The 10,215-nt window shown below is 62.1% G+C and carries 10 protein-coding genes and 1 pseudogene; 4 read left to right on the top strand and 7 right to left on the bottom strand.

The window, feature by feature from the left end; genetic code table 11:
* Nucleotides 1-186 precede the first annotated feature (186 nt).
* Nucleotides 187-393, bottom strand: coding sequence for a hypothetical protein (locus tag ACZ3TS_RS37375; RefSeq protein WP_467626409.1), 207 nt, complete (start codon nt 391-393; stop codon nt 187-189).
* A gap of 137 nt (nt 394-530) precedes the next feature.
* Here ACZ3TS_RS37375 and ACZ3TS_RS37370 point away from each other — a divergent pair, with 137 nt between their 5' ends.
* On the top strand, nt 531-2,804 hold the full coding sequence (locus ACZ3TS_RS37370) for a hypothetical protein (RefSeq protein ID WP_467626408.1): 2,274 nt from the start codon (nt 531-533) through the stop codon (nt 2,802-2,804).
* A gap of 66 nt (nt 2,805-2,870) precedes the next feature.
* Here the strand turns inward: ACZ3TS_RS37370 and ACZ3TS_RS37365 are convergent.
* The 6 genes and pseudogenes from ACZ3TS_RS37365 to queC form a co-directional block, all read right to left on the bottom strand.
* Nucleotides 2,871-3,441 (bottom strand): annotated as a pseudogene (locus ACZ3TS_RS37365) (transposase).
* 36 nt (nt 3,442-3,477) lie between these two features.
* Complete coding sequence (locus ACZ3TS_RS37360) at nt 3,478-4,062, bottom strand: DinB family protein (protein ID WP_467626407.1); 585 nt, start codon at nt 4,060-4,062, stop codon at nt 3,478-3,480.
* A gap of 265 nt (nt 4,063-4,327) precedes the next feature.
* Nucleotides 4,328-5,104, bottom strand: coding sequence for a GTP cyclohydrolase, FolE2/MptA family (locus tag ACZ3TS_RS37355; protein ID WP_467626406.1), 777 nt, complete (start codon nt 5,102-5,104; stop codon nt 4,328-4,330).
* Between the two features lie 3 nt (nt 5,105-5,107).
* Nucleotides 5,108-5,464 (bottom strand): 6-carboxytetrahydropterin synthase QueD, encoded by a 357-nt coding sequence (queD, locus tag ACZ3TS_RS37350; RefSeq protein WP_467626404.1) that lies wholly within the window; start codon nt 5,462-5,464, stop codon nt 5,108-5,110.
* Nucleotides 5,464-6,099, bottom strand: a complete 636-nt coding sequence (queE, locus tag ACZ3TS_RS37345; RefSeq protein WP_467626403.1) for a 7-carboxy-7-deazaguanine synthase — start codon at nt 6,097-6,099, stop codon at nt 5,464-5,466. The genes queD and queE overlap by 1 nt, the downstream gene beginning before the upstream one ends.
* Nucleotides 6,100-6,101: 2 nt before the next feature.
* Nucleotides 6,102-6,812: a 7-cyano-7-deazaguanine synthase QueC gene (gene queC, locus ACZ3TS_RS37340; RefSeq protein WP_467626402.1), complete on the bottom strand. Its 711-nt coding sequence runs from the start codon at nt 6,810-6,812 to the stop codon at nt 6,102-6,104.
* Nucleotides 6,813-7,011: 199 nt separating this feature from the next.
* On the opposite strand from queC, the gene ACZ3TS_RS37335 reads away from it, so the two are divergent.
* The 3 genes from ACZ3TS_RS37335 to dpdA are packed head-to-tail and all read left to right on the top strand — an operon-like array spanning nt 7,012 to nt 10,198.
* Nucleotides 7,012-7,809, top strand: a complete 798-nt coding sequence (locus ACZ3TS_RS37335) for a hypothetical protein (protein WP_467626401.1) — start codon at nt 7,012-7,014, stop codon at nt 7,807-7,809.
* Entirely contained in the window at nt 7,806-8,948 is a 1,143-nt protein-coding gene (gene dbpB / locus ACZ3TS_RS37330; RefSeq protein ID WP_467626399.1) for a DGQHR domain-containing protein DpdB, read from the top strand. The genes ACZ3TS_RS37335 and dbpB overlap by 4 nt, the downstream gene beginning before the upstream one ends.
* Nucleotides 8,945-10,198: a tRNA-guanine transglycosylase DpdA gene (dpdA, locus tag ACZ3TS_RS37325; RefSeq protein WP_467626398.1), complete on the top strand. Its 1,254-nt coding sequence runs from the start codon at nt 8,945-8,947 to the stop codon at nt 10,196-10,198. The genes dbpB and dpdA overlap by 4 nt, the downstream gene beginning before the upstream one ends.
* The last annotated feature ends 17 nt before the right edge of the window (nt 10,199-10,215 follow it).

The raw sequence follows: 10,215 nt of genomic DNA, 5'->3' as shown, positions 1-10,215 counted from the left end.
GCGAGTACTTACTGGGTGGTGCCACGTCTTGCCTCTCGTTTCCTTACGTAGAGATCCTATTGGGTCCCTGTCCGGAAACTTCGGGGCACCTCACACCTCCCGGATGCCCATAAAGTCGGCACGCGAGAGGTTGCGCACCTGGGCGATACCGAACAGGCCACGCAGCGATCGATGCTACGGCTGACCTCAGTGGGCGCTCAGAGCCGTCACTGCTTGCACGACCGCAGCCATCACGCCCAATGTGCTCGCGAACGCGACTCCCGCCGTGGAGAGTGCCGTCGGGTACGAGGCCTCGCCCCGACGTGCCAGATAGCACGCTGCAGCCCCCACCAGCGCCGCGATCAGCACCGCGAGAACACAGCCCATCACGAGCAGAACAGCCCTGTCAGACACGGCCTACCATCCTTTCAACCAGCGCAGCGGAAGTCGCTGTCGACCAGAAGGTGGCGGACACGGTGTTCGCCAACGTTCACCGTGAACGATGACGAACAAAGACGAACGAAAGCACCGGAGAACGGAGCCGGGACCTCATGGACGACCAGCAGAAACCCGAGGCGCAGACAGCGATCACGGCCGAGGCGGCACTCGCCGAGTTGCGCCGCCTCCTCAAAGCGGGTCGCTTGAAGAAGCGCCTGACCATGGAACAGGTGAGGGCCCGTAGCGGTCTTGGACGCACCGTAGTAAGCCAGGCCTTCAGCTTCTCCGCGCCTCCGCCGAGCGGCGCGACCATCAGCGCACTTGCCTGCGCCTTGGCGCTCGACACGGACCATCTACTGCATCTAGTCGATATAGCGACTCAGACTCGCACTACGCCCTCCACGCCTGCGGCCAGCGCGGGGGAACATGAGGTAACCGGAGCGGAAGAACTGGGTCGGCCGATTACGGATTGGGATCCGCACGACCTCGAGGTCCATCCCGCTGCTGATGCCCCTGCCCCCAGTAGTGGGGGCGGGCGCCGATGGTCGGCGAGACTGCCTACGTACGTGCCTCGTCCTCACGATGATGAGCTAGCTGCTCTGGTCTCCGAAGTCGGCATGGGACACAGTCGGATGGCGGTACTGGTCGGTTCCTCATCGACAGGCAAGACACGGGCCTGTTGGGAGGCCGTTCAGCCACTGGCTGCGCAAGGGTGGAGGCTGTGGCATCCGTTCGATCCCACGCGTGCTGAGGCGGCGCTCGCTGACATCGAGCGTGCCGGGCACCGCACGGTGGTGTGGCTCAATGAAGCTCAGCACTACTTCGGTGCCAGCGGCGGGCTGGGAGAGCGTATTGCCTCGGCGATCCACAGTCTCCTGATCGACCCGAAGCGGGTGCCAGTCCTTGTTCTGGGTACATTGTGGCCGGAGTACGCCAACACCTATACAGCCCTCCCGGAACCCGGGCGGACCGATCCATATGCGCATGCCCGCGCGCTGCTCTCCGGACGGCTGATCGCACTCCCGGATAGCTTCGATGACACTGCGATCAAGGATGCGCAGGATTTCGCCGCGGCCGGTGATCACCAACTCTCCCATGCGCTGCAACATGTACGCGACGGAAAGATGACGCAATTCTTGGCCGGAGCTCCCGAACTACTACGCCGCTACCAGTCAGCCTCGCCGTCGGCCCGGGCGCTTCTGCATGCGGCCATGGATGCTCGCCGTCTCGGTGTCGGCCCGCAGATACCGGTTGGCTTTTTGGAGCACGCTGCAGAGAGTTATCTCAGCGACGATGAATACGATTGCCTTAGCGACAACTGGCTGGAACAAGCCCTCGTGGACAACACGCGACCCGTACACGGCAATCTGGCTCCCTTGCGCCGCAACCGCCATCGTTCCCAAGGAAGTTCTAAGCCCTACTCCCAGACGTACCCCTCCACGCCGACTTACCGGCTCGCGGACTACCTCGAACAGCACGGACGCTATGAACGCAGGCTTCTATGCCCCCCTGAATCGTTCTGGCAGGCAGCCCACGACCACTTCGATCCCGTGGATCTGGTCAAGATTGCTGATGGTGCCCATCATCGCTATCGCACCCGCTGGGCTTATCAACTACTCCAACGAGCCGTCGAATCAAGACACGTTCCTGCCATCACGGAACTCGCCTGGTTCCTGGAGGTACTCAACCCCGAACGCTCCCATCGGTTGTACGAACAGGCCATGGATGCAGGCGACACGCGCGCTATGACCTTGGTGGCCCACGCGAGGGATATGGACTTGGATATTGAGGGCGCCGAGGAGCTGTATTGGCGAGCCGCTGATACAGGTGACAGGGATGCCCTCGAGGCCTTATCTCAAAGATTGGATGTGTACGGGGCCGTACAGGGGATCCTGCGCCGCTATCAACAACACGTCGACGCGGGCGACACGCAATACCTGAAACACCTAGCCGAATGGCGAAAGGAAGTCGAGACCCTAGAGAACGCCGACTGGCCATCTGACCAGTACCAAGACGGGGGTTATGCCAACGTGCTTGTCTTACTGGCACGGTGGCGAGCACAGATCGGCGACAGTAAGGGAGCCGAGTGGCTCCGAGAAGTTGCCGACGCCCGCAGCACCATCAAGGAAACGCTTGTACATGTCGAACGAGATATTCTGTCGACTATCAGCGAAGGTCAACCCGCGCTCCGGAATTGGCTCTACGAATTGCAGGAGCGAGGCGTATCCCATAGAGGCGCCGAGCAAACCATTCTAAAAGTGGTTGATTCAGGCAATGTTGAGGCGCTCCATTGGCTATACGATGACATCAGCGATCGATGGCCCCATTTCATAGACCTCTGGCCCCATGGCCTGGAGCCTGATGGCAGCCCATCCACACTGTGGTAACCGGTCAAGCGCGGACGGGAGCGGCCGCAATCGTTCCTAGGTTATGCGTGTCGTCTGTGAACGTGTTCAATTGACCGTCAGCGTCTGCGTAGGCAGCAGTCCCCTCGGCTCGGGCGTGGCAAGTTTCGCGAGTTTCTTGTAGCAGGTCGGGGCGGCGGCCAGGCCGAGGAAGTGCGAGCCCTTTCGTTCGTATCGGACGGTGAGGAGGCGATAGCCGAAGCAAGCGATCGACCGTTCGATCTTCCATCGGTGCCGACCGAGGCGTTCGCCGGACTCGATGCCGGGCCGCGCGATGCGCGCGACGAGCCCGCGCTCGCGCAGCCAGGCCAGGTGTTCGGCGGAGAAGTACGCCTTGTCCTCGCAGAGTTTGCAGCCGACGCCACAGGCTGGCCTCGGTCCATACCGTGAAGCGGCGATGCGCGGTGGCGGGCGACGTGCCGAACGTCGGCGGCAGATGCCGCCAGGCACAGCCGCTGGTCAGCGCGTACACCACTGCGGTGAACACGGCCCGCTCGTCACACGGAGCGGTCCCACCACCTTGCGGACGGGCAGGAAACGACAGCAGCAACGGGGCGGCCAGTTCCCAGAGTTCATCAGGAACCAGACGCTTCGATGGATCAGCACCCACGGCCGGCATCATGCCGCTCGAACATCAAGTCACGTGAGACTACCTCTACGCCTTGATCGGTGCGGCCGACCTGGCGGCCTGCTCGATCTTCGCGCAGTAGGCTGCACGGGCTTCCTCGTCGATCTGCTGCTCGTTCTCGGCGCGCACCCCGGTCCGGCCGTCGAGGCCCTCGCGCAGGATATCGGCGTGCCCGGCATGCCGGATGGACTCGCCGAGGACATGGACCAGGATGGCGAACAGGTTCGTGTTGGGATAAGGCTCCGGCCACCACGGCACGTGGCCGGGGGCGTCGAGGGGAAGCTCGTTGATCGTCGCGTCCGAGTGTTCCCACGTGCGCCGGTAGAACCCGATGATCTGATCGCGGGTCTCGTCCTCGGTCGCCCACAAATCGCTGCCGTCGGAGTCCTGCCACCGGGGCAGCGGTTCCGGGGAAGGGCGGTCGAAGACCTCGCCGAAGTACCTGGCCTCGACGGTGGCCACGTGTTTGACCAGGCCGAGGAGGTTGGTCCCGGTCGCTGTCAGAGGCCGGCGGGCGTCGTACTCGGACAAGCCGTCGAGTTTCCAGAGCAGCGCCTTGCGGTCCCGCCGCAGTCTCCCGTGCAGGTTGTCCTTCGCGAATTCATCGATCATGCGGCACGAGCCTGCCATCGGCTGCTCGTGGTCTCAAGATCCCGTGCGTGGCCCGCAACGACAGGCAGAGCCGAGGCCTGACCATGGCCGCCGCCCTGACCTGCTACAAGAAGCCCGCGAAACTTGCCACGCGAGCCAACCTCCAAGTCAGCGCGCTGGCAGAGAGATTAGGCCGGGCATCTCGACATCGGTACTGAATATCGACACGAGCCCTGTACCCATAGCCTGTGGGTACAGGGCTCGTCTAGTTGGTGGAACAGCAGTCTCAGTATCCGGACCCGGAGATGCAGGCGACAGCGTCGTGGCTGTGGATGCTCTCAAGGTTGCGTACGCGCACTGAGTGGACCAAGCCTCGATCACGGCAGGCCTGGCTGACGTCGCGCGCCATGTCCTCAACGAACAACGGGTGGTCGTACGCCTGCATCGTCAGAACGCGTTCATCGGGACGCTTGACCAAAGGCACCACCGGAGCGGACGCGCACTGCTCCAACAGCCGTACGGCCTGCTGCACCCCAAAGGGATAGGGACTGTCCCCGTGCCCCGTCACGGACAGCGTCACGCGGCTGCGCTGGTTGTGGGCGCCGTAGTCAGAGATCGCTTTCGAGCACGGGCACAGACTGGTGACCTCGGTGGTAACCGAGGTGATCACCGTCGCGTCTCCGTCGTCCCAACGGCCGTCGAACCGGACATCGTGAACCTGGAACGACTCGGCGCAAGTCGCAGGCGCGATCACCGTCGTGCTCAACGGGACGGCTACCGACACCGCGAGCGCCGGTGCATCCAGGAGGTCCGCACCGACTTTCAGGACATGCGGCAGCCTGCGCGGGTCGAACCGGCGAAGGTGCTCGTGGGCGAGAGCCACCATGCGGCTCATGTGGGTGCCACGGCGGTCATGCTGGAGCCGTACGGTCACTTCGATCTCGGCGATGCCCTCCTGGCGAAGATGGCCGTCCTCGAAGTACAGCGGGTACCGCAGGCCGCTGATGCCAACCTCGTCGATCTCGATGCCCCGGGTGTCGGTCTCGTTTTGGATGTCGTGCATCGCTCACTCGCCCCGATAGGTGCAGCCGGACGTGCACGTCTCGCGGACGGTGAGCGCGGAGAGGTCGGGCAGGGTCGGCTTCAGCCGCTCCCAGATCCAGCGGGCGAGGACCTCGCTCGTCGGGTTCTCCAGGCCCTCAATGTCGTTGAGGTAGTAGTGGTCGAGCTGCGCTTCGAGGGGCTTGAAGGCCTTCTTGAGGTCGCCGAAGTCCATGACCCAGCCCGCCTCGGAGTCGACGGGAGCCTCGACATGGACGATGACCTTGTAGGAGTGGCCGTGCAGGCGCGCGCACTTGTGGCCCTCGGGCACGTTGGGCAGGCGATGTGCAGCTTCGAAGGTGAACTCGCGGAAGATTTCCATTACTGAATTCCCAGATACTTGTGCGTCTGGAGAGAGAGGATCCAGCGCGGGTTCTTCATGCAGTAGTCGACAGTCGCCCTGGTGTTGGCTTCAACGTCCGGGCCGTCCATGGGCTGGAGCCGGAAGAACTGGAAGTCCAGGTGCTCGAACTGACGGGGGTCGCCGCCCAGTTGGGGGTAGACCAGCTTCAGTTCGTCTCCGCTGGTCACGACGAGTTCGGAGCCGATCTTGGGGCTGACGCAGAGCCAGTCGATGCCCTTCGGCGGTACGCGGGTGCCGTTCGTCTCGACGGCCACCTCGAAGCCGCGGGCGTGCAGGGCGTCGATCGCCGCTTCGTCGAGTTGCAGGAGCGGTTCGCCGCCGGTGCACACCACGAAGCGGTGCTCCCTGGACGACGACGGCCATGCCTGCTCAATGGCTTGAGCGAGGTCGTCCGGGGTCCGGAACCGGCCGCCGCCTTCCCCGTCGGTTCCGACGAAATCTGTGTCGCAGAACTGGCAGATCGCACGGTGACGATCCTTCTCCAGGCCCGTCCACAGATTGCAACGGGAGAAGCGGCAGAAGACGGCTGGACGGCCTGCGTGACTCCCTTCGCCTTGCAGGGTGTAGAAGATCTCCTTGACCAGGTAGGTCATTCTCACGCGCCCTGGTACTGCACGGGGTCGGTGACGCCGGCCTCGGCGAAGCCCTTGAGGCGGAGCAGGCAGGTCTCGCAATGTCCGCATGCCCGCCCCTGCTCGTCCGGGTCGTAGCAAGAGGAGGTGAGGGAGTAGTCCACGCCGAGGCGCAGGCCCTCACGGACGATGTCGGCCTTCGACATGGCGATGAGCGGCGAGTGGAGCTTGAGACTCTGCGTGCCCTCGACCCCGGCGCGGGTGGCCAGGTTGGCCATGCGCTCGTAGGCCTCCATGTACTCGGGCCGGCAGTCCGGGTAGCCGCTGTAGTCGACCGCGGTCACTCCGGTGAAGATGTCGCTCGCCCCAACCGTCTCCGCATAGGCGAGGGCGAAGGAGAGGAAGATCGTGTTGCGTGCGGGGACGTACGTAACGGGGACGCTGCTGCCGGTGTCCTTGTCCGCGGCGTCGTCCAGGGACTCGTGCTTCGGAACGTCGATGTCCGACGTGAGCGCGGATCCGCCGAAAACTCGCAGGTCGATGTCCGCGATCACGTGGCGAGCGACCCCCTGTGCCGCAGCCACGCGCTTCGCCGCCTCAAGCTCCACACTGTGCCGCTGCCCGTAGCGGAAGCTCAGCGCGTACGGCGTGTAGCCCTGGTCCTTCGCGATCGCCAGAACGGTCGTCGAGTCCAGTCCGCCACTCAGTAGAACGATCGCGGGACGCTCCGCCATGCCTGCTCCTAGTTAGCTCCGTGTGTACTGCGGCAGCCTACGCGAAAAGTGACAGGTAGAGTAACGACAACAGACTGGTAGTTATGAGCGTCGGGAGCCGAGCCGCGTGAGGCAACTTTCACTTGTGGTCACATGTACGGACCGTAAGGCTGTAGCGCCGGAAGCCTCACTGCACGCAAGGTCCCTGCCAGTTGGGACCGTGGAGGAACGCTCGACCATCTGGAAGGGGCGCGTCGCGGACGCCTCCGCTACCCATCCACTCGACAGGCTCTACTGCGGCGACCACTGGACACAGTCGCGTCGCCTCGTCGCTACGGCCGCCAAGGCTGGTTTCGACGCACGGCTATGGGTCGCGTCCGCCGGCCTCGGCCTTCGGCCAGCATCCGAGCCGGCCCCGGCATACGCGGCGACATTCAGCACGCGACACGCTGACTCGGTAGCCACCTCTGCGGATGGAAGCGCCCAGTGGTGGAAGCACCTGCAAGAGGGACAAAGTCGCACAACATTGCAAGAACTCGGAAAAAGCGGGCCAATCTTGATGGTTCTGTCCGAGGTCTACGCGAAGGCAATGGAAGCCGAACTCCGAGCTCTAGGTGCCGTTGCGAGCGAGGCGCTGCTGGTAGGCGGTGTCGAAGAGATCCCCGGCATCCGAAGAGTCTCCTCCGATGCAGGGCTACGACTCGTGCTCGGCGGAACCCTCACGAGCCTCAATGTCCGCATGGCCGCTTCCTGGCTCCAGCACTGCGAGGACAGCCGACTGACCTCTGAGACCACCAGTTCCGCCTGGCACGAATGGGCGTCGGGTGTACCGAGGCCGGAACAACTCAACCGTCAGCCCATGACCGATGCAGAGGTCATCGCCTTCATTAGGCAGGAGACGGGGGCTCAGCCGGGCATCTCACGGACGCGGCTGTTGCGGACCCTGCGCGACAGCGGCCGAGCATGTGAACAGAGCAGGTTTGCCACCTTGTTCAAGCGAACCATGGGGGATCAGTGACCGAGAACCTCATCACACGCAGAGCTCTGCGGATCAATCAGCACCCCGACATCCCCTTGTACCTTTTTGCCTTGGAAGCCGGAGAAGTCGACCTCGTAGCTGACGTTGCGCGGATCTCACGCGATGAGGCCGGAAAGCTCCTCGGCTACCAGCGCCCCGAGAAGAAGCAGCACGTAAAGCAGATCTTGGAGTATCTGGACGGGGACGAGGTGCTGTTTCCGAACGGACTCATCCTCGCGCTTCCATCCTCAGTGCGTTTCAGGGGAAGCCGCGGCCCGAACCCTAGCGACGGCCTTGCAACCATTGGGATGCTTGAGATCCCGCTGCCAGAATCGCGCGAGGCTCCGCGTCCGGCTCTGATCGTTGATGGCCAGCAGCGCAGCCTGGCTCTCGCGCGTACTCGGAATGCCAAGTTGCCTATCACGGTGGCTGGGTTCGTTTCCGAAGATCTACATGTCCAGCGCGAGCAATTTTTGCGGGTGAACACAGTCTCACCGCTTCCCAGCGACTTGGTCTCCGAACTCCTTCCGGAAGTGAACACTCAACTTCCCACCAAGCTCTCGTCTCGAAAGCTTCCGGCGATCTTGGTCAATGCACTAAGCCAGGATGGCGACTCCCCCTTTAAGGGCCTTATTAAACAAGCGTCGACGACAGCTAGTAGGAAATCTGAGACTGTCGTTAAGGACAACAGCCTGCTTCAGGCGATCACCGCATCACTGTCACCCTCCGGGGTGCTCTTTCCTTACAAAGACCTGTCCAGCGGAACCATCGATACGAGCACTATTCGCAAGATCCTCGTCGTCTACTGGACGGCCGTACGGGACACCTTTCCTGACGCCTGGGGAATCTCCCCCAACAAGAGCCGACTGATGCATGGCGTCGGAATTCGGTCAATGGGACAACTCATGGACCGCGTCATGGAGCGAGTGATGTTTGAAGTAGACATCAACTCGGACGAGGCCTACAGCAAAGTCATGGCCGAGTTGGCTCTCGTCGAACCATACTGCCGTTGGACCAAGGGACGCTGGCCCGAGATTAACTTCGCTTGGAACGAATTGGAGAACGTCACGAAGCACATCAACATCCTGTCAAATTACCTGATTCGCGTTTACCAGAAGGCAAGGATGGGCGCACCGTGAGGTTCTACTTCCCGGACAGCCAGGACCAGGTTAGTCCGAGCTATGACTTCCTCAATGACGAGTATTCTCCGTTTCGCGTCCGGCAGCGGGACGATTTCTACGCCCATCAGGCTGTCAAACCAGCACCGTATGACGGCATCCTGGTCAGCAAGGCCATTGTCGACGGGTCCGTCAAGGGGGCGGGCAAGTACAGCGCACCGCAGCGTGAACGTCTCTACCGGCTTGGCGTGCGAAATTTCTTCAGGCTCCCCAAGACAATGAGCAGTCTGGGAGACTGCGGAGCCTTCAACTATATCGACGAAGAACGCCCACCCTATACGGTTGATCAGGTACTCGACTTCTATATCGGCTGCAAGTTCAACTCCGGAATCAGCATCGACCACGTAATCTTCGGATATGAGCCCGAACTCGCCGAAGAAGATGCAAACCCTGCATGGGTAAAGCGACGAGAGATCTCGCTGGAGTTGGCTGAAGAATTCATCGCTGCTGTCAGATCACGCAATTCCAAGATCCTCGAAGAAGACGACAAGCTCGAACCGGTCGGCGCAGCACAGGGCTGGAGCCCGGACAGCTACGCCGACAGCGTTGCCCGACTTCAGAAAATGGGCTACAAGCGGATCGCCCTAGGCGGCATGGTCCCACTGAAGACGCCCGAGATCATGGCGTGCTTGAAGAGGATTGCGAAAGTTCGCGCAGAAGGAGTTGACTTCCATCTCCTCGGAATCACTCGCGTCGACAGCATGGAAGAATTCGCGAAATTCCACGTAGAAAGCTTCGATAGCACTTCTGCTTTCCGTCAGGCCTTTATGGATGAGCGCAACAACTATCACACCGCAGATACAGCCTACACGGCGATTCGCGTTCCGCAGGTCGACGGAAATCCAGCTCTCAAGCGATTGATCCTGGCCGGCGTCGTATCCCAATCCGAAGCAATCAAGGCCGAGCGAGAGTGCCTTCAACTGCTGCGTAATTACGACAAGGGGTCGGCAGACGCCTCAGACGTCTTGGACGCCTTGCGCCGCTACCAGGAACTCCTCGGCGATGCCAAGAAGTTGAAGCAGTTGGACAAGCAACTGGAGCGATACAGCACCACCCTGGCCGACAGGCCATGGAAGCACTGCCCGTGCGACCTCTGCAGAGAACACAAGATCGAGATGGTCATATTCCGTGGATCCGAGCGTAACAAGCGCCGCGGATTCCATAACATGACGGTACTCGAAGCAAAGATGCGCAAGCTGTCGTTCACATAATCACCCAGAACGCGCAT

This window comes from Streptomyces sp. NPDC022910 (assembly GCF_055561075.1).
This window is presented reverse-complemented; position numbering and strand designations above follow the sequence as displayed.

Coding starts and splice junctions, on each gene's coding strand:
- ACZ3TS_RS37370 (WP_467626408.1), top strand. CDS start 531: ATGGACGACCAGCAGAAACCCGAGGCGCAGACAGCGATCACGGCCGAG.
- ACZ3TS_RS37360 (WP_467626407.1), bottom strand. CDS start 4,062: ATGATCGATGAATTCGCGAAGGACAACCTGCACGGGAGACTGCGGCGG.
- ACZ3TS_RS37355 (WP_467626406.1), bottom strand. CDS start 5,104: ATGCACGACATCCAAAACGAGACCGACACCCGGGGCATCGAGATCGAC.
- queD (WP_467626404.1), bottom strand. CDS start 5,464: ATGGAAATCTTCCGCGAGTTCACCTTCGAAGCTGCACATCGCCTGCCC.
- queE (WP_467626403.1), bottom strand. CDS start 6,099: ATGACCTACCTGGTCAAGGAGATCTTCTACACCCTGCAAGGCGAAGGG.
- queC (WP_467626402.1), bottom strand. CDS start 6,812: ATGGCGGAGCGTCCCGCGATCGTTCTACTGAGTGGCGGACTGGACTCG.